Source organism: Microcella alkaliphila, assembly GCF_002355395.1.
GTDB lineage: Bacteria > Actinomycetota > Actinomycetes > Actinomycetales > Microbacteriaceae > Microcella > Microcella alkaliphila_A.
Genome location: NZ_AP017315.1, coordinates 1,923,501 through 1,940,415 on the forward strand (window position 1 = coordinate 1,923,501; position 16,915 = coordinate 1,940,415).

Consider the following 16,915-nt stretch of genomic DNA (forward strand, 5'->3'; position numbering starts at 1 on the left):
GGACGCGTGGAACCCGTACGGGGCGCTCCCGGAGATGCGTCTGTTCACCTACCAGATGCCTGACGAGCTCATCGCCGTCGCGAACCAGGGAGAGTTCGACGAGTTCGACCTCAACGAGTTCTTCGAGGCGAAGGGCATCGGCAAGGACGCCGAGTTCACGCACAAGACCGACGTGCAGAAGTGGCTCGATCTCATCCGTGGCGCTCACCTGCCCACGCAGGTCGACGCCATGCGAATGGGCACTCGTCCGCCGTTCCCGTACTCCGATGTCCGGCTCCTGCCGTACCTGCAGCACTCGTTCTGGTTCCTGCCCAACGTTGCGGCGTGCCAGGCGATGGCGAACCTGCTCGCGGAGAAGCAGAACGTGTTCTGGCAGGACTACCAGGTTCTCGTCGTCGCAGGCACTGGGGCGGGCATTGGTCTGGATGCGCTCCCACCGGTGCGAGCGGCGATCGGCGACGGCCACGACACGAAGACGATCACCCTGTCCTGCGGCAAGCTCACCACGGGCGTCACCGTCAAGCAGTGGTCCTCGATCCTGATGCTGCGAAACCTCAACTCACCCGAGACATACTTCCAGGCAGCGTTCCGCGTACAGTCACCGTGGTCGATCAAGAACCCCGACGGTGACAACCCGAGCGCCGAAGCAGTCCTCAAGCCCGTGTGCTTCGTGTTCGACTTCGCGCCCACCCGGGCGCTACGTCAGATCGCCGACTACGGCGCAGGCCTGTCGCCGGAGACGCCGAACCCCGAGCAGGCCGTGGAGGAGCTCGTGAAGTTCCTGCCCGTGCTGGCCTACGACGGGTCGAACATGACCCAGGTCGATGCCGGCGGCATCCTCGACATCGCTATGTCGGGCACCTCCGCGACCCTCCTGGCCCGCAAGTGGGAGTCCGCGATCCTCGTCAACGTCGACAACGACACCCTGCGCAAGATCATGAACAACCCCGACGCCCTCAGCGCCGTCATGAACATCGAAGGCTTCCGCGCGCTCGGCAACGACATCTTCGAGACCGTCGTGAACAAGAGTGACGCTGTGAAGAAGGCGAAGAAGGAGAAGGGCGAGGACATCACCCCGGCGGAGAAGAAGGAACTCACGGCAGAGGAGAAGGAGTACAAGTCCAAGCGGAAGCAGATTCAGGAGAAGCTGGTCAAGTTTGCCACCCGCATTCCAGCATTCATGTACCTGACCGACTTCCGCGAGAACACGCTCCAGGATGTCATCACCAAACTCGAACCCGGACTGTTCCGCACCGTCACCGGCCTGACTGTCGAGGACTTCCACCTTCTCGTGAACCTCGGCGTCTTCAACGCGACCCAAATGAACCAGGCCGTCTTCGCCTTCCGCCGCTACGAGGACGCGTCTCTGTCCTACACCGGCATCGAGTCCCACAAGGGCCTGCGTCGCTACGGCCTCTACGACACCGTGGTCGCCATCGATGACGACGCCATCGCCTGACCACCTGCCCGCCTGACCGAGAGAAACCGAATGTCGTTCCAGACCCCCCGCAGCATCGAGGAGATGCTTACCGCCATCCACAAGCGTGAGTACCTGATGCCGGCGATCCAGCGTGAGTTCGTATGGGGTGCCGATCAGATCACCAAGCTCGTCGATAGCCTCATGCGTGGGTACCCGGTCGGGTCGTTCCTGTTGTGGGACGTGAAGCCTGAGACGGCACAGTCGTACACGTTCTACGAGTTCCTGACGAACTATCACGAGCGCGACAACCCCTACGCGGACAAGGCGACTGTCCCCTCCGGGAGCGGAACGACGGCAGTACTCGATGGGCAGCAGCGGCTCACCTCGCTGAACATCGCGCTGTACGGTAGCTTCGCGGAGAAGAAGAAGTACGCGTGGTGGAACAGCGCGGACGCGTTCCCCGTCAAGCGCCTCTACCTCAACCTCATCGACGAGCCCGACGATGAGGAACTCGGCACGAAGTACGACCTTCGGTTCCTCACCGACCGGGAGGCGGCCCCGGCGGACGGCGAGGCTGACAAGTGGTTCCGGGTCGGAGCGGTCCTCGATCTGGCCAACACTGGACCTGCGATCATGCGGGAGCTGGAGCAACGCGGCATCGCCGTATCGGCTGACGCGTTTCAGCGGCTCTATGACCTGTACGAGGCGGTGCGGGTGCTCAAGCCGATGAACTATTTCCTGGTGACCGATCAGGACGCCGACAAGGTGCTTGAAATCTTCGTCCGCGTCAACAGCGGCGGCACCACGCTCTCCTACTCTGACCTGCTTCTGTCGATGGCGACGAACCAGTGGCAAGAGCTGGATGCGCGGGAGGAGGTCCGCTCGCTCGTCTCCGAGATCAACAGCAACGCCGGGCGACAGTTCTCGTTCTCCAAGGATGTGGTGCTGAAGACCGCGTTGACGATCGCCGACGTGGACGTGCGGTTCAAGGTCACCAACTTCACCCAGGGGAACATGGCCAAGGTGGAGGCCGCGTGGCCGCAGATCAAGGGAGCCTTGCTCCGTGCTGCGACGCTGCTTCAGCAGTTCGGGTACAACGAACGCAACCTTACTGCGAACAGCGTGATCGTCCCGGTCGCGCACTACCTGCACTTGCGGGGTGCGGGCGACTCCTACCTCGACTCCACCGCGGACGCGGCCGACAGGCTTGCCCTTCAACGATGGGTGACCCGTTCGCTCGTCAAGCGCGGTATCTGGGGGTCGGGACTCGACACGCTCCTCACCCGCATCCGCGATGTCCTCCGCACCAACTCGACGAACGGCTTCCCGGTCGCGGCGGTCGAGGAGGCGATGGCGGCCGTCGGCAAGAGCCTCGCGTTCGACAACGCCGAGATCGACGAACTGCTCAACCTCAAGTACGCCGGCCAGCGGACGTTCTCAGTGCTGTCCGTGCTGTACCCCGGGCTGGACCTGAGCAAGAAGTTCCACGAGGATCACATCTTCCCCAAGTCACGGTTCACCAAGAAGAAGCTCCTCGACGCCGGGATTCCGCTCGACAGCATCGACGACTACCTCGCGGCCGTGAACCTCCTGCCGAACCTCCAGTTGCTCGCTGGGACTGCCAACATCGAGAAGCAGGACAGCCTACCTGCGGAGTGGATCGACACCGCCTTCCCGAGCGACGACAAGCGCGCCACCTACCTCGCCGAGAACGACCTCGACGGCCTTCCGCTCGACCTGGCCGACTTCACGCGGTTCTTCGAGGAGCGCAAGCAGCGAATCCGGACCCGCCTACTCGCCGCTCTGGGAACAACACCGGGCGCACCGGAGGACGCGGTTCTCTCGTAGCCTACGTTCACGCGGCGAGCAGCGACAGTGCGGACACGGCTGAAGAGGTAGCACTCCGTTGCCAAGCGCGGTGATCTGCTGGTTCTGCGTCAGGTCGTCGCTGTCCGTGACCCATCCAGTCGGCAGTCCCATGAACCATTCAACGAATCCTGGTGCTGGGCGGGGCCCGTCGGCACCGTTCAGGAGCGCTGGCGCCGGCGCGGGCCGTCCGGTGATGTGTTCCCATCGGGCGATCGCCTCGGCGTAGCGTCCCCAGCGCTGAACAGTCCGTCGATCAGGGACCACACCCGATGTCGAGTCGGAACGGCCCCGGGCGGAACCTCGCTTACGAGAAGGCCGACATCAGCGATGCGATCGAGTAGGTCGCGATGGCCGACAGGGTACGGGCGATCAACTCCGTTGGCGAGGATTGCGATCGTGTCGCCACCTGCGGCGAGTGCGGCCTGGTGCGACGCGACTTCGATCCCGTAGGCACCTCCCGCAACGACAACTCGTTTGTCGGTGGCAACGGAACTGGCGAGCTCCCGGGCTACATGCTCTCCGTAGGAGGTGCATGCCCGAGCGCCGGTGATGGTGACGAGATCGCTCATCGGACGCGACAGGAAGGATGACGCACCGCGGGTCCACAGCACGTAGGGGCGGCTTCAACAAGATCGTCGACTGCGGTGGGCCAGTCGCTATCGCTTGGGATGAGCGCTCGAACGCCTGATTGCTGCACCTGGTCGATACGCTGACGGCGCTCACTGAAATTCCTCACTTCTGCTCATCGAAATTCCCCACCCTGGGTCGCTCCGCCACATGAGGCGGGCCTCCCTCGATGCTGGTGGTCTCTAACCACACACCAGCTTCCGGGGGAGGCCCTCTTCTCATGCTTTCAGAGAGGAGCAGCGTGGACATCCACGCTCTGAAACGGCAGGGGATGACGATCAGTGAGATCGCCCGCCGCACTAACCATGACCGCAAGACGATCCGTTCCTACCTGAACGGAGACCGCGCCCCGGGAGTCCGTCAGCGCGCGGCCCCAGACGAGTTCGACGGGTTCGTGGACTACGTCACCGCGAGGCTGACCGAGGACCCGCACCTCTGGGCCGCGACGCTGCTCGACGAGCTACGACCACTCGGCTTCGAGGGTTCGTATCCGACGTTGACGCGGCAGATCCGCGCCCGTGGCCTGCGTCCCGCGTGCACGGCCTGCGCGCATGTCACGAAGCGTCCGAACGCGGTCATCGAGCACCCGCCCGGGGAGGAGACCCAGTTCGACTGGCTCGAGCTACCCGACCCGCCCGCGCACTGGGGGTTCCCGACCAAGCGCGCGTACCTCCTCGTCGGATCTCTGGCGCACTCAGGGGTCTGGCGAGGCGTGATCTCCCCGTCGATGGATATCCCGCACCTGCTTGCCGCGATGACGACCCTGCTCGCCCTGCTGGGCGGGCTGACCCGGGTCTGGCGGTTCGATCGGATGGCGACCGTGCTGCACCCTGTCACTGGAGACCTCACCCCGATGTTCGCGGGGTTCGCGAAGCACCACGGCGTCCAGCCGGTGGTCTGCCGGCCGCGGTCGGGGAATCGGAAGGGCGTGGTCGAGAAGAACAACCACACCGCCGCGCAACGGTGGTGGCGGAACCTCCCCGACGAGCTCACCCTCGAACAAGCACAGGCGTCCGTGGAGACGTTCGCCGCCGGGCAGGACGCCCGCAAGCGGGAGGGCGAGCACGGAACCACGACAGCAGCCGCCATGTTCGCCGACGAGCGGCTGCGGCCGTTGCCGCCGGTGGTGTTCCCTGTGATCGTGACCGAGGAGCGGACTGCGACCCGGCAGGCGCTGATCGACTGGCGCGGGAACCGCTACTCCGTCCCGCCCGAGCTCGCCGCCGCGAAAGTCGTCGTCCAGCAGCGGCTCGGCGCCGCGACCATCGACATCGCCACCGTCTCCGGGACGGTCGTCGCCCGACACGCCGTCGCGCAGCCCGGGCTCGGGGTCACGATCCGCGACGGCGGGCACGTCACCGCGCTCGAAGCGATCGCTCTCGCGTCAGCGCCACCGGGGCGCCCGCACCGCCGCAAGGAACGCATCCCACCCGGCGCGGCCGCGCTGCGGGCGGCGCAGGTGCTGACCGGCACCGCCGCACCCACCACGACCGTGATCAGCCTGGCCGCTTACGAGCAGGCCGCGAAGAACAGGAACACCCTCCGATGACCACCACCACGACCACCTCGAAGACCGCAGCGTCCGTCTATCAGCAGCTCCGCAACCATCTCACCGACCTGAAACTCGCCGACGCCGCCGACGCCCTCCCGAAGGTCCTCGACCAGGCGCAGGCCGAGGGTTGGACCCTCACCCACGCCCTGGAACAGCTCCTGCAGATCGAGGTCACCGCGACCGACGCCCGCCGCCTCGCCGGCAGGTTCCGGTTCGCGAACCTCCCCACCGGCACCACCCTCGACGACTTCGACCTAGATTCCGCCAGCGGCATCGACCGCTCGCTGCTGGCCGAACTGGCCACCTGCCGGTTCCTCGACACCGCGACCAACGTGCTGCTGATCGGCCCACCCGGAGTCGGGAAGACACACATCGCAACCGGACTCGGGCATGCCGCGGTGAACGCCGGCTACCGGGTCTACTTCACCTCCGCCGCCGACCTCGCCGCCCGCTGCCACCGCGCCGCGATCGAAGGGAAATGGGCGACGATGATGCGGTTCTTCACCGGCCCCACCCTGCTCATCATCGACGAGCTCGGCTACCTCCCCCTGCCCGGCGAAGCCGCGTCCGCACTGTTCCAGGTCATCAACCAGCGCTACCTGAAGACCTCGATCGTGATCACCACGAACCGGCCCGTCGGCGCCTGGGGCGAGATCCTCGGCGACACCACCGTCGCCGCCGCCATGCTCGACCGGCTGCTACACCGCTCCGTCGTCGTCACCCTCGACGGCGCCTCCTACCGGCTCCGCAACCACCACGCCGCAGCCGACGAACTCCGCCGCGCCACCACCGGCACAAACCTGCGCTAACCTACCCACGCGACCTGGGGAATATCGACGAGCAACTCTGGGGAAATTCGCTGAGCGCCGTCAACGCGCGGCCAGTTCATTCGCACCTGGCACACTGAGGTGGTCGCGCCAGACCTGCGCGTCCACGGGGCTCAGCCCCACCACCGCACCGACACGCTCAGCGAGCCAAAGCGTCTCGACTGCTCCCAGCCTGGACAGGATGCGACCTGTGACCGGGTCATTGGGCTCGACCAGCATGGACAGCACCAGCCTCGCGGTCCGCTCGTCGCTCGCGACATCACTCAAGCTGGCCATCGTCGGTTCCTCTCGGCGTTTCGCTTACCGACGAGGTACACACGGTCGGCCCCGGTTGGGCCGCAGCTAGGAGAGGACGGCGCGGATATAGATGCCGACTCCTATGAGCAAGAGCGCGCCGTAGAAGGGAAGAATCGACCACGAAGACCAAACGCTCCAGGTCGGGACCCACCGGCCAAGAACAGTCTTGGCTCGCTCACGCCATCCGGCCGACGCCGGTATCGGATCGTCAGCCTCGGATGGGTCGAGTGAGAACTGCGGGACGGCCCGCGTGCCCCGTGCAACCGTGTCGTACAGACGGCGGTAGGCGCGTTCTTGTCGCAAGTAGTTGGCGTCGAGGAACATGAAGAGCACGACCGCGGCAAGTCCGAGCAAAGTTACCGCCCGGGAGTGCTGGATCAGTGCAAATCCATAGGTGGCCGTCGCAACTGGTAGCAGCCACCCCTTCGCGCTTGATGACGCAGCGGACATGCGAGTGACGACGGCCTGGATGAAGTCCAGGTGCTTCCGCCGATCTTCTTCAGAGGGTGTGCTCGAAGTGCTTAACTGCTGCTCGCCTTCCGACACTCGACTCTCAGCGCCTCCCATGCGTCGTCCTTCTCCTCCTCGCTGTAGTTGCTTTCGGGCGGCCATATGTGCCCGATGGGGTCGCCCTCCCAGCGAGGCACAAGATGAATGTGCAGGTGGAAGACAGTCTGGCTCGCCGCACTGCCATTGGACTGGATGACATTGAGCCCATCGGGATTGACTCCACGTCTGACCGCTGCCGCGAGCCGGGTTGTTGCGCCAGCGAGCTGTTCTGCCGTACCTCGGTCAAGCGACCAGATGTCGGGGACGTGGACGCGAGGGATGACAAGGGTGTGTCCGAGGGTTGCCGGGTTGTGTGGGAAGAACGCGACGACATGCTGATCGCGATAGACCTCACGGGCATCGGGGTCGTCTCTCTGGACGATCTCGCAGAAGGGGCACTCAGGATCGCTTGTAGGCATTGTTGACCCAAGTAGTGATGTTCGCTTTGATGTCCGCGTAGACGGCCTGGCTGTTCGATCCGCTGGGGCTGTAGACCGACACGTAGTCGCCGACGGTGCCGCCGCCCTTGAGCGAGACCTTGCTTAACGGGTTCTCGCCGTATGAGTCGGTGTTGCCGTTGCGGTCGGCCAGCCCATGGATTCGGATGCCAACGAGCGGCTTGTGGTTGTCCCAGGCGTGGGCGATCTCGTGGCGCACCCACGGGCGGCTGGCAGTCTGAGCGCCAATCAAGACTACGACCGCCGACTTGTAGGCCATCTGATCGGCGATCCACTTCTTGATAGCCGCGTCGCCCTTGCGCTTGACTTCCTCCCACTGCTGCGCGTTGAGGATGGGCTGTCCCTCCAACGCGCCCAGCTGGATGATCTGCTGCACCCGCCAAGCGTCGCGGTCATAGTGGAAGCTGTAGAAGACTGACTTGGCCATGCTGGACTCTCCCGTCACCTGCGGTCGAGCCGCTCTCGTACCGTCATTCAAAGCCTACGGCGGACCACTGACATTCGAACTTTGATGCGCCCTCGCGCGGAGCCAGACCACCACCCTGCTTCATGACACGCCGTCGATGATCTTGTCTACGATGAGTCCCGCCTCGACCAGCGCCGCGCGCATGGCTTTGCGATCTACACCCATCCGGCAGCCGATCGCGCGCATCGAGACACCCGCGCGGGCCAGCCGTACCGCCTCGGCCTTCTCGTAGGTCCCGAGCTCCGGTCGGCGGCTCGGCACGTTGCGGCGACGCAGATGAGAGAACACCGTCGCGCGATGGATGCCGTACCTCTCGGCGAGCGCCTTGACGTTCATCCCGGCCAAGTAGTCGCCGACGAGCGCATCCACTTCGAAAGCGGTGAGAAAAGTTTGAGCCGTCTCGATAGTCCTCACAACAGGGCCACGATCGTCCCTCGGAGCGCCACTTTTGGGCCGTCGGGAGACCGTGTAGACCCCACGCTTTATCCGGTTGACCAGGGGCTATGTCTTGGGGGCGGAGTTGCCGAACGTGCTACTCAGGCACCCCAACCCGTCGGGCCTCGCAGCGATGCGGGGCCCGACGCCGTTTCCACGAGCGCACGCCCAGGGTCGCTCGCGGTCATGCGAGACAATGGGGTGATGACCGCCGCCCCGCTCCCCGCTCTCGACGACCAGGTCGTAGTGACGCCCCAGCACGCGGCCGAGGTGCCCTGGCGCACCGTCGTGTGGAACGACCCCGTCAACCTGATGAGCTACGTCTCGTGGGTGTTCCGCCGTCATTTCGGACTGGACGAGGCCACCGCCGAGCAGCGCATGCTGCAGGTGCACAACGACGGCCGCGCGATTCTCGCGGAGGGCAACCGCGAGCAGATGGAGCGCCACGTGGAGGCGATGCACGAGTACGGCCTGTGGGCGAGCGTCGAGCGGGTCGAACGGTGAGGGGCTTCCAGCCGCACGACGGCGGCTACCAGGCAGTGCTCGAACCGTACGAGGCGAAGATCCTCATCTCGCTCGGGGAGCAACTTCAGCAGCTGCTCGCCGACGGTCTCGGCGGCAATCCCGCTGCCGACGAGGCCCTGCACCGGGTCATTCCGAACGCCTACCGCGACGACGAAGAGGCCGCCCGCGAGTGGCGCGAGCTCAGCCGGCGGGGCCTCATCGAGCGCAAGAGCGCGTTCGCGGCGACGATGACAACCGGACTGCGCGCCATCGCGGACGGGGACGGTCCCGCTCCCCTGTCGGTCACCGAGGGCGAGGCGATCGACTGGATGCGCGCCATCGGCGACCTGCGCCTGATCCTCGCCGATCGTCTCGGGATTCTCGTCGACGGCGACGAGGGAGCGGACGACCCGCCCGAGGCGGGAGACCTGTACCGGTGGTTGGCGTGGATTCAAGACGACCTCGTGAGGGCGCTCGATGGCGGACGGTAGCGAGCACGAGCATCCCGAACCGCTGTCGCTGACAGAGGCCGAGTTCGAACAGATGGTGGTCGACGAGTTGGATGCCCTGCCGGACGACATGGTCGACGGGCTCGACAACGTGATCTTCGTGACCGAGGCGCGGCCGGAGGACGGCTCGCTCGACCTGCTCGGGCTGTACGAGGGCGTGGCGCTGACCGACCGGGGCCAGTACGGCTTTGGCGAGCTGCCCGACCGGATCATCCTGTACCGTGAGCCGCTCATCGCCCACGCCGGCGGCGACCTCGACGAGTTGCGCGAGCAGATTCACGTGACGCTTGTGCACGAGATCGCTCATTTTTATGGAATCGATGACGAAGAACTGCATCGACTGGGGTGGGGCTGAATTAGCCTTGCGGTATGGGGGCAGGTAGGCGCGTCGGACGGGTGATCAGCGGACTCCTGGCGTTTGCCGTCGCGGCGGGCGCGGTGTACGCCGCCGGAGCGATGCTGAGCCCCATTCCTCCCCTTGAGGTCGCCGAGCGCTCCATCGAGACGGGCGGCGAGGCGGGAGCAGCGCTCGAACTGCCGGCCGTCGGCGCCTCCGCCGTCGTGTTGCCTACGGGCGAGCCGATCACGGCCGGCGACGAGGGCCCGCGACCCATCGCGGGAACCGCGCGGCTGATCCTCGCCCACGTCGTCCTCGACCGCGAGCCGCTCGAGGTCGGACGCACGGGTGAGGCGCTCATCATCACCGCCGACCACGTGTCCCGCACGCGGGAGTTGGCCTCGGCCGGAATCCGCACCGTGCCGGTTTTCGTCGGAGAGCCGTGGACTCGGCGCGATCTGCTCGTCGCCACCCTGCTCGGTTCCGGCAACAACCTCGCCGAGTTTCTCGCAATCGACGTGTTCGGCGACCTCGGCGCCTACCAGTCGGCGGCCCGCGCGTGGCTAGACGCGAACGGCCTCACCGACACGCAGGTCGCCGACGTGTCGGGCATCAATCCGGGAACGACGGCGTCGGCCGCTGACCTCGCCCTGCTCGCCCAGCTCACCGCGCAGCAGCCGGTCATGGCCGACATCTACGCGCTTCGGCCCTCCACCGTGTCGACCGGCGCGAGCTTCAGCGACAACACCCGGTTCCTTCCCGAGATCGGCGCGAACGGCTACGTCAACACGTACACCGACGAGGCCGGCGTCTGTATCTTGACCTCGGTGCAGGTGGCGGGCACGACCGTCACGATCGCCCTGTACGGGCAACCCAGCTACCCGGCCGCGGAGGAGGCGCTGCGCGCTGTCGTCGCCGCTCTCGAAGAGAACCTGCGCACGACCACGATCGTGTCGCCGGGCGACACGGTGGCCGAGTACGTGTCGGACTGGGGCCAGACCGCCCGCATCGTCGCCACCGACACCGTCGAGACGACGTCGCTCAGCGCGGGCGAGGTCGACGTGAGCTTCGAGATCGACGAGCGCACAACCGTCCTGCGCGGCACCACCGTCGGTCGCATGACGGTGACGACGGGCGACGGCCGCTCGGTCGTGATCCTCGAGTCGGCCGAGACGATCACGGAGCCCGGAATCGGGTGGCGCTTCGCCGACCCGTTCACCGTCATCGACCGCTGGAACCGCTGATCGTTTCCCCCGCAAGCTCGCGCGGTCGGTGCAGCCGCGCGTGCCACTCTTCCTGACGCGCCCACCGCTCCCACTGGGCGGCGAATAGGTCGCCGTCTCGGTCGATCGCGCGGCGGCGGCGCTCGGCGTCGCCGAGCTCCACCCAGATCGCGCGGGCGGCGAGCCGACGCGCCTCGGGGCCGATCGCCCCGCATCCTTCGATGACGAGCGGACGGTCGCCGTCGATGTCGCCCCAGTCGGCCGGGGATGCCCGTGCCCAGTCCCAGCGCCGGTATCGCGCGGGCGCACCCACCGCGAATGGACGGAGCACGTGCACGAGCACGTGCTGTTCGGCCGCCTCCAGGCCGTCCCAGCCGGGGTAGACGTCGTCGAGGCTGAGGAGGGTTGCGCCCTCGCGCGCGGCGAGCGCGCGCGCGATCGTCGTCTTGCCCGCGCCCGAGCGACCGTCGATCAGGATGATCGGGGGTGCGACGCTAGCCAAACTCGCGCCCTGTGAGGATGCTGTTCCACTGCCCCGTCGCGACGGCCGCCACGGTCGCGATCACCGCGACGGCGACGGCGACGGCAAGGGCAAGACTGTCGATGCCACGCCAGGGTGACGGCCGAGTCCACGTGCGGGCGACGGGGGCGCCGAAGCCGCGCGCCTCCATCGCGACGGCGAGGGCAGCACCGCGTCGGATCGCGAGGACGAGCAGCGCCAGCACGAGGCCGGGAAGTCGGCGGATACGGCCCCGGTCGCCGAGCCCGCGGGCGCGGCGGGCCCGTTCGAGCATCCGCATGTCGCTGCCGAGGAGCCCGAGCATGCGCAGCGCCGCGACGGCACCGAGCACGAAGCGGGCGGGCAGGCGCAGCGTTTGCGCGAGCGCGTCGCCGAAGCGGGTCACGTCGACGCGCGCGAACAGCGCAACAGCGGGGATGCCGATGGCGAGCACGCGCAGGACGGTCGCGATCGCCAGTTCGATCGACCCGTCGCTGATGCGCACGAAGAGGAATTCGGCGTAGATCTGGCCGCTCGTTTGCCCGTACAGGAGGATCGTGAGGCCCGATAGCGGCGCGGCGATCCACACCGGCGCGGTGCGGCGAACGAGTGTGCGCGCGTCGACCCCGAGCAGCGGAAGCAGCAGGAGCTGCAGCGTGAGCGCGACGGCGGCCGAGACGATGTCGATCGTCGCGACGAGGATCAGCGCGGGGAACAGGCCGGCGGCGAGCGCGGCGACCGGGTTGAGGCGCTCGAGCAACGGCGGCCTGCTCGCGGGCCCGGCTGACGTCTCGCCCGCCGCGACCGCCTCGCCAGCCGCGTCGGGAGTGGGCCTCGGCGGTCGGGCCGGCAGACGCAGTTCGCGCGCGCCGAGAGCGGCGATCAGCTCGCGGTCGTGCGTGGCCATGATGACGGCCCCGCCGCGATCGCGGTGTTCGGCGATCAGCGCGGCCAGTTCGGCCCAGGTGCGGCGGTCCTGGCCGAAGGTCGGCTCGTCGAGGATCAACACGGGCGGCCCCGCCGCGATGGCGGTCGCGACCGACAGGCGGCGCTTTTCTCCCCCGCTCAGTCGGTACGGGCTCGTTCCTCCGCGGCGCGCGAGCCCGAGACGGTCGAGCAATGCGGCGGGCACTTCGCCAGCACCGAGGGCGAGCTCGTCACGCACGGTGGCGGCGACGAACTGGTGCTCGGGGTTCTGGAACACCACGCCGACGAGCCGCGACAGCTCGACCGAGCTGACCGTCGCAGGGTCGACGCCGTCGGCGGTCGTGACGGTGCCCGCGGCCCTCGGCAACAGCCCCGCGAGCGCCAGGGCGAGAGTCGATTTGCCTGCGCCGTTCGGGCCGGTGAGAGCGATCACGTCGCCCGCGCGCACGGTCAGGTCGATGTTCTCGACGACGGGCTTGGCTCCGGCGGGACCGGCAGCGAGCCCGGTCGCCTTCAGGAGAACGGCGCGCTCTCGCGCGGCCGCCGTGACGGCGGCAGGCGGATGCACGGGCGGGCGACCAGGAACCCAGACGCCCCGCTCGGCGAGCGCCGCCCCCTCACGCTCGAGAACCGACGCGGGGTCACCGTCGGCGATCACCCGCCCCCGGTCTAGCACGATGACGCGGTCGATGTGGGGAAGCCACACGTCGACACGGTGTTCGATGACGACGAGGGTGAGCCCTCGACGCTCGACGGCGGCGATGACGGCGTCGACGATCTCGCCGACGCCTGAGGGGTCGAGTTGCGCGGTGGGTTCGTCGAGCAGCAACGCCCCGGGCTCGAGCGCGAGCACGCCGGCGAGGGCGAGGCGCTGCTGCTGCCCGCCCGACAATTCGGGTGTGCGCCGGTCGGCGGCGATGTCGAGTCCCACCCGGTCGAGAGCACCGTCGAGCCGCCTTGCGATCTCCGCGACCGGTACTCCCAGGTTCTCCGGGCCGAACGCGAGGTCGTCGCCGGCGCGTTCGAGAACGATGCCCGCTTCGGGGTCTTGCAGAAGCAGACCGACCCGGCCGCGGGCATCTGCCGGGTCGCGGCCGTCGACTGTGATGGTTCCAGTGCGGTCGCCGTCGTCGTCGCCGCCGAGCACTCCGGCGAAGGCCTGCAGCAGGGTGGATTTGCCGCTGCCGGAGGCACCGAGCACCAGCACGCGCTCGCCGGCCTCGATCGCAAGATCGACGTCGGCGAGCACCGGGGCCTTGCGGCCGCGCGGACGCCAGCCGAAGCCGTGCGCCGCGAGGCGAGCAGCCCGCGGGTGTGTGGTGGTGCCGGCGCCCGCCGGCAGGGCGGAGGTCACCGGGCGGCGGCGTGCTCGCCGTCGACGGCCGAGGCGCCCGGCGACGAATCGTCACCCTCGTCCTCGTCGTCGTCGCCGCGCTCGCGACCCGCGGCGAAGCGATCAAGCGCGCCGGTTCGCGCGAGCGCGCGCATCGCCAACCACGACAACAGGCCGGCGATGATGGCGCCGGAGGCGATGCCCGAGATGGCGTAGACGGTGGCGAACAGCGCGCCGGCTCCGGCGTACCAGAGCACGAGGTCGAGGATGACCATGCCGACGCCAGCGCCCGCGCCGGCGAGCATGGCGGCGACAACACCCCACGCCTTGTACAGCAAGAGCGCGAAGACGATCTCGGCGCCGAGGCCCTGCACGAGCCCGGACAGCAGCGTCAGCGGGCCCCACTCGTTTCCGAACAGTGCCGACACGGTTGCGGCGACCATCTCGCCGTAGATCGCGGCGCCAGGCTTGCGCACAATGAGGGCGGTCAGAACACCGCCGATCAGCCAGACGCCGTGAACGCTGCCCTGCACGCCCGGAAGCAGAGCGCCGAGCGCGCTGCCGATCGGGTTGTAGGTGAGGTTCCACGCGAAGAAGACGAGGCCGACGGCGACGCCGACGACGCTCGCAACGACGATGTCGACGACGCGCCAGCGCAGGCGTGCACCCCCGCGCGCGGTCGACTTCGGGGTGGGGGTTGCTGTCATGATTCGTGCCTTTCGATGTGGGTGCGCGCCGGTGAGGCGCACCGTTCTTTCGCAACGGCACGGGTGCGAGATGTCCTCCCTGCGCCGGCATTACCCGGATCAGGTTCGACGGTCGAAGCCCTGTGGCTTCCTCTCAGCCCGGCGATCGGGCTCCCGTGTACGTCGATCAGTGTACGCCCGGTGGCTCGAAGGCGGCATCCCGCCCTCAGTAGACTCCGGGCATGGCACCACTGTTGGGCGAGAGCGACGAGCTGGAAACCCTCGTGCGGCGGGTGCTCGACGACGCTGCCGACGAGACGGAGGGCCGCCATCGCGTCAGCCTGCTGATCTCGGCGGCGCAGGCGATGACGCAAGATCTGGACCTGTCGATCGCCCTGCAGCGCATCGTGGAGGCCGCCCGTCAGCTGGTGCGCGCCCGCTACGGCGCCCTCGGCGTCATCGCACCGGACGGCAGCCTCGAGCGGTTTGTGCATGCCGGGTTCGACGACGACACCGTCGCCCGCCTCGGCCCCCCGCCGACCGGTCGCGGGATTCTCGGCGCGGTCATCGCCGACGACGCCACCATTCGCCTGCCACGACTGTCGGACGATCCACGGTCTGTCGGGTTTCCCGCGCACCACCCGCCGATGAACTCGTTTCTCGGGGTTCCGATTCACGTTGACGGCGCCGCCTTCGGAAATCTCTATCTCACCGAGCGCGACTCCGGGCCCTTCGATGACCTGGATGCGAGCGTGATCGCGAGCCTCGCGGCGATGGCCGGCACGGCAATCGCGAACTCGCGCCTGTATGCCCGTTCGGAACGTTCACGGGTCTGGCTCGAGGCGGCGGAGGATGTGTCGCGCCGGCTTCTCGCCGGAGAGCTCTCGCCCGATGATGGGACTGCCATCGTCGTCGCCGCGCAGACCCTCACGGGCCTACCCACCGGGGTTATCGCGGTTGACGACGACGGTCGCCTCGTCGTCGACCCTCACACGGATGCTCGGGGTGACGGCCGCGTCATCGCTGACGACGACGCCATGCTCACCCGTTTCGTCGAGTCGGTGACGATCGCGCGTGAGCTCGCTCGGGCACGCGTCGACGAGCAGCGCATCGCCCTGTCGGACGAACGCGACCGGATCGCGCGCGACCTGCACGACCACGTCATCCAGAGTCTGTTTGCGGTGGGGTTGAGCCTGCAAAGCGTCGTGAGTGACCCCACGACTCCGACGGGTGCGCGCATCGCCCACCAGGTCGACGCGATCGACTCCACCATCCGGCAGATTCGCCAGGCTATCTACCGCCTGTCGGCGCCGCCGTCAGCCGCCGCATACAGTCTGCGGGCCCGCATCAACACCCTGGTGCGGGAGACGCTCGAGGGCGAAGACCTCGACTCGGGGCTCGAGTTCCAGGGCCCGGTTGACACGCTGGTCGACTCTGAGCTCGGCGATGACCTCGTTGCCGTCGTGAGGGAGGCGCTCTCGAACGCCGTGCGGCACGCGCAGGCGACGCGTGTGGATGTCGCGGTGGCGGTGCGCGGAGCCGAGGTGAGCATCCGTGTGGTTGATGACGGTCAGGGACTGGGCGATTCGACGCGACGGTCAGGGCTCGAGAATCTGCGCGCCCGTGCCGTGGAACGCGGCGGCACGTGTGAGGTCGGTGCCTCATCGGGCGGCGGCACCGAACTTCTCTGGCGCGTACCCTGGGGGGCATCATGACCGACACCGTGCGCGTCTTCCTGCTCGACGACCATGAGATCGTGCGCCGCGGGCTTGCCGACCTGCTCGACGCGGAGGACGGCATGGAGGTGGTGGGCGAAGCGGACCAGGTGGCCGGAACCGCGGAGGCGATCATCGCGGCCGACGCCACCGTCGCCGTCTTGGACGGGCGTCTGCCCGACGGCAGCGGAATCGACGTCTGCCGCGACGTGAAGTCGGCACGGCCCGACATCGGCTGCCTGATCTTGACCTCCTATGACGACGACGAGGCCGTCTTCGCCGCGGTGCTGGCCGGCGCGAACGGCTACCTGTTGAAGGAGGTGCGCGCGACGCGGCTCGTCGAGGCGATCCGGCAGGTCAATGCGGGGGCGTCGCTGCTCGACCCCGCCGTCGTCGCTCGCGTTACCGCGAAGATGCGCGCGGCCGCCAGCGAAACGACACCGCTCGATGGCTTGACCCGACGCGAGACCGAGATCCTCGCGCTGATCGCCGAAGGGCTGTCGAACCGCGAAATAGGGCTGCGCCTGTACCTGGCCGAAAAGACGGTTAAGAATTACGTGAGTGGCATCCTCGCGAAGCTGGGCATGCAGCGCCGCACACAGGCCGCCGTCCTTGCCGCGGAGTGGCTGCCCAAGCGCTCCGACGCGGCTCGCTAGCGCCCGCAAGCCCGCGCGGCCTACGG

At 67.8% G+C, this 16,915-nt stretch carries 19 protein-coding genes and 1 riboswitch; of the genes, 10 read left to right on the top strand and 9 right to left on the bottom strand.

Features of this window, described 5'->3' with window-relative positions; genetic code table 11:
- The first annotated feature begins 55 nt into the window (after positions 1-55).
- Entirely contained in the window at positions 56-1,459 is a 1,404-nt protein-coding gene (locus CPY97_RS09465; protein ID WP_231923907.1) for a hypothetical protein, read from the top strand.
- A gap of 30 nt (positions 1,460-1,489) precedes the next feature.
- A complete protein-coding gene (locus CPY97_RS09470) occupies positions 1,490-3,268 on the top strand; it encodes a DUF262 domain-containing protein (protein ID WP_096422197.1) in 1,779 nt (592 codons plus the stop codon).
- Positions 3,269-3,447: 179 nt separating this feature from the next.
- Here the strand turns inward: CPY97_RS09470 and CPY97_RS09480 are convergent, their stop codons facing one another.
- Positions 3,448-3,858: a DNA-processing protein DprA gene (locus tag CPY97_RS09480; RefSeq protein ID WP_231923908.1), complete on the bottom strand. Its 411-nt coding sequence runs from the start codon at positions 3,856-3,858 to the stop codon at positions 3,448-3,450.
- 278 nt (positions 3,859-4,136) lie between these two features.
- Between CPY97_RS09480 and istA the strand changes: the two genes are divergently transcribed.
- Together istA and istB are read left to right on the top strand one after the other, a co-directional pair.
- On the top strand, positions 4,137-5,465 hold the full coding sequence (gene istA, locus CPY97_RS09485; protein ID WP_096420762.1) for an IS21 family transposase: 1,329 nt from the start codon (positions 4,137-4,139) through the stop codon (positions 5,463-5,465).
- Complete coding sequence (gene istB / locus CPY97_RS09490) at positions 5,462-6,277, top strand: IS21-like element helper ATPase IstB (protein WP_096420763.1); 816 nt, start codon at positions 5,462-5,464, stop codon at positions 6,275-6,277. Before istA ends, istB begins: the two co-directional genes overlap by 4 nt.
- 60 nt (positions 6,278-6,337) lie before the next feature.
- On the opposite strand, the gene CPY97_RS09495 is transcribed toward istB, so the two are convergent.
- From CPY97_RS09495 to CPY97_RS09510, 5 genes are all read right to left on the bottom strand, one after another.
- Positions 6,338-6,571, bottom strand: a complete 234-nt coding sequence (locus CPY97_RS09495) for a hypothetical protein (RefSeq protein ID WP_096422199.1) — start codon at positions 6,569-6,571, stop codon at positions 6,338-6,340.
- Between the two features lie 66 nt (positions 6,572-6,637).
- Entirely contained in the window at positions 6,638-7,159 is a 522-nt protein-coding gene (locus tag CPY97_RS13600) for a hypothetical protein (RefSeq protein WP_197702221.1), read from the bottom strand.
- Positions 7,114-7,560: an HIT family protein gene (locus CPY97_RS13605; RefSeq protein WP_197702222.1), complete on the bottom strand. Its 447-nt coding sequence runs from the start codon at positions 7,558-7,560 to the stop codon at positions 7,114-7,116. Before CPY97_RS13605 ends, CPY97_RS13600 begins: the two co-directional genes overlap by 46 nt.
- The gene (locus CPY97_RS09505; RefSeq protein WP_096422201.1) at positions 7,541-8,026 is read right to left on the bottom strand and encodes a TIR domain-containing protein; all 486 of its coding nucleotides are present in this window, start codon (positions 8,024-8,026) and stop codon (positions 7,541-7,543) included. The genes CPY97_RS13605 and CPY97_RS09505 overlap by 20 nt, the downstream gene beginning before the upstream one ends.
- A gap of 120 nt (positions 8,027-8,146) precedes the next feature.
- On the bottom strand, positions 8,147-8,434 hold the full coding sequence (locus CPY97_RS09510; protein WP_173826879.1) for a hypothetical protein: 288 nt from the start codon (positions 8,432-8,434) through the stop codon (positions 8,147-8,149).
- Positions 8,435-8,704: 270 nt separating this feature from the next.
- On the opposite strand from CPY97_RS09510, the gene clpS reads away from it, so the two are divergent.
- Genes clpS through CPY97_RS09530 form a run of 4 tightly spaced genes read left to right on the top strand, consistent with a single transcriptional unit; the run spans position 8,705 to position 11,094 of the window.
- Entirely contained in the window at positions 8,705-9,004 is a 300-nt protein-coding gene (gene clpS / locus CPY97_RS09515) for an ATP-dependent Clp protease adapter ClpS (protein WP_096423566.1), read from the top strand.
- A complete protein-coding gene (locus CPY97_RS09520) occupies positions 9,001-9,495 on the top strand; it encodes a DUF2017 family protein (protein ID WP_161494108.1) in 495 nt (164 codons plus the stop codon). The genes clpS and CPY97_RS09520 overlap by 4 nt, the downstream gene beginning before the upstream one ends.
- Positions 9,482-9,868 (top strand): metallopeptidase family protein, encoded by a 387-nt coding sequence (locus CPY97_RS09525; RefSeq protein WP_096422205.1) that lies wholly within the window; start codon positions 9,482-9,484, stop codon positions 9,866-9,868. Before CPY97_RS09520 ends, CPY97_RS09525 begins: the two co-directional genes overlap by 14 nt.
- Positions 9,869-9,882: 14 nt before the next feature.
- Positions 9,883-11,094, top strand: a complete 1,212-nt coding sequence (locus tag CPY97_RS09530) for a hypothetical protein (RefSeq protein ID WP_096422207.1) — start codon at positions 9,883-9,885, stop codon at positions 11,092-11,094.
- Here the strand turns inward: CPY97_RS09530 and CPY97_RS09535 are convergent.
- From CPY97_RS09535 to CPY97_RS09545, 3 genes are read right to left on the bottom strand one after another with little or no spacing between them, the layout of a single operon-like run.
- Positions 11,072-11,575, bottom strand: a complete 504-nt coding sequence (locus tag CPY97_RS09535; RefSeq protein ID WP_096422209.1) for a hypothetical protein — start codon at positions 11,573-11,575, stop codon at positions 11,072-11,074. The two genes, CPY97_RS09530 and CPY97_RS09535, sit on opposite strands and share 23 nt — an antisense overlap.
- A complete protein-coding gene (locus CPY97_RS09540) occupies positions 11,568-13,853 on the bottom strand; it encodes an ATP-binding cassette domain-containing protein (RefSeq protein WP_096422211.1) in 2,286 nt (761 codons plus the stop codon). Before CPY97_RS09540 ends, CPY97_RS09535 begins: the two co-directional genes overlap by 8 nt.
- Positions 13,850-14,539: an ECF transporter S component gene (locus CPY97_RS09545; RefSeq protein ID WP_096422213.1), complete on the bottom strand. Its 690-nt coding sequence runs from the start codon at positions 14,537-14,539 to the stop codon at positions 13,850-13,852. Before CPY97_RS09545 ends, CPY97_RS09540 begins: the two co-directional genes overlap by 4 nt.
- 59 nt (positions 14,540-14,598) lie before the next feature.
- A riboswitch (TPP riboswitch) is annotated at positions 14,599-14,706 on the bottom strand.
- Between the two features lie 54 nt (positions 14,707-14,760).
- Between CPY97_RS09545 and CPY97_RS09550 the strand changes: the two genes are divergently transcribed.
- Entirely contained in the window at positions 14,761-16,233 is a 1,473-nt protein-coding gene (locus tag CPY97_RS09550; RefSeq protein ID WP_096422215.1) for a GAF domain-containing sensor histidine kinase, read from the top strand.
- Positions 16,230-16,889: a response regulator gene (locus CPY97_RS09555; RefSeq protein ID WP_096422217.1), complete on the top strand. Its 660-nt coding sequence runs from the start codon at positions 16,230-16,232 to the stop codon at positions 16,887-16,889. The genes CPY97_RS09550 and CPY97_RS09555 overlap by 4 nt, the downstream gene beginning before the upstream one ends.
- The last annotated feature ends 26 nt before the right edge of the window (positions 16,890-16,915 follow it).

What these genes read in the sequence shown, in the direction of transcription:
- CPY97_RS09465 (WP_231923907.1), top strand. Translation starts at nt 56, where the DNA reads ATGCCTGACGAGCTCATCGCCGTCGCGAACCAGGGAGAGTTCGACGAG.
- CPY97_RS09470 (WP_096422197.1), top strand. Translation starts at nt 1,490, where the DNA reads ATGTCGTTCCAGACCCCCCGCAGCATCGAGGAGATGCTTACCGCCATC.
- CPY97_RS09480 (WP_231923908.1), bottom strand. Translation starts at nt 3,858, where the DNA reads ATGAGCGATCTCGTCACCATCACCGGCGCTCGGGCATGCACCTCCTAC.
- istA (WP_096420762.1), top strand. Translation starts at nt 4,137, where the DNA reads ATGCTTTCAGAGAGGAGCAGCGTGGACATCCACGCTCTGAAACGGCAG.
- istB (WP_096420763.1), top strand. Translation starts at nt 5,462, where the DNA reads ATGACCACCACCACGACCACCTCGAAGACCGCAGCGTCCGTCTATCAG.
- CPY97_RS09495 (WP_096422199.1), bottom strand. Translation starts at nt 6,571, where the DNA reads ATGGCCAGCTTGAGTGATGTCGCGAGCGACGAGCGGACCGCGAGGCTG.
- CPY97_RS13600 (WP_197702221.1), bottom strand. Translation starts at nt 7,159, where the DNA reads ATGGGAGGCGCTGAGAGTCGAGTGTCGGAAGGCGAGCAGCAGTTAAGC.
- CPY97_RS13605 (WP_197702222.1), bottom strand. Translation starts at nt 7,560, where the DNA reads ATGCCTACAAGCGATCCTGAGTGCCCCTTCTGCGAGATCGTCCAGAGA.
- CPY97_RS09505 (WP_096422201.1), bottom strand. Translation starts at nt 8,026, where the DNA reads ATGGCCAAGTCAGTCTTCTACAGCTTCCACTATGACCGCGACGCTTGG.
- clpS (WP_096423566.1), top strand. Translation starts at nt 8,705, where the DNA reads ATGACCGCCGCCCCGCTCCCCGCTCTCGACGACCAGGTCGTAGTGACG.
- CPY97_RS09525 (WP_096422205.1), top strand. Translation starts at nt 9,482, where the DNA reads ATGGCGGACGGTAGCGAGCACGAGCATCCCGAACCGCTGTCGCTGACA.
- CPY97_RS09530 (WP_096422207.1), top strand. Translation starts at nt 9,883, where the DNA reads ATGGGGGCAGGTAGGCGCGTCGGACGGGTGATCAGCGGACTCCTGGCG.
- CPY97_RS09545 (WP_096422213.1), bottom strand. Translation starts at nt 14,539, where the DNA reads ATGACAGCAACCCCCACCCCGAAGTCGACCGCGCGCGGGGGTGCACGC.
- CPY97_RS09550 (WP_096422215.1), top strand. Translation starts at nt 14,761, where the DNA reads ATGGCACCACTGTTGGGCGAGAGCGACGAGCTGGAAACCCTCGTGCGG.
- CPY97_RS09555 (WP_096422217.1), top strand. Translation starts at nt 16,230, where the DNA reads ATGACCGACACCGTGCGCGTCTTCCTGCTCGACGACCATGAGATCGTG.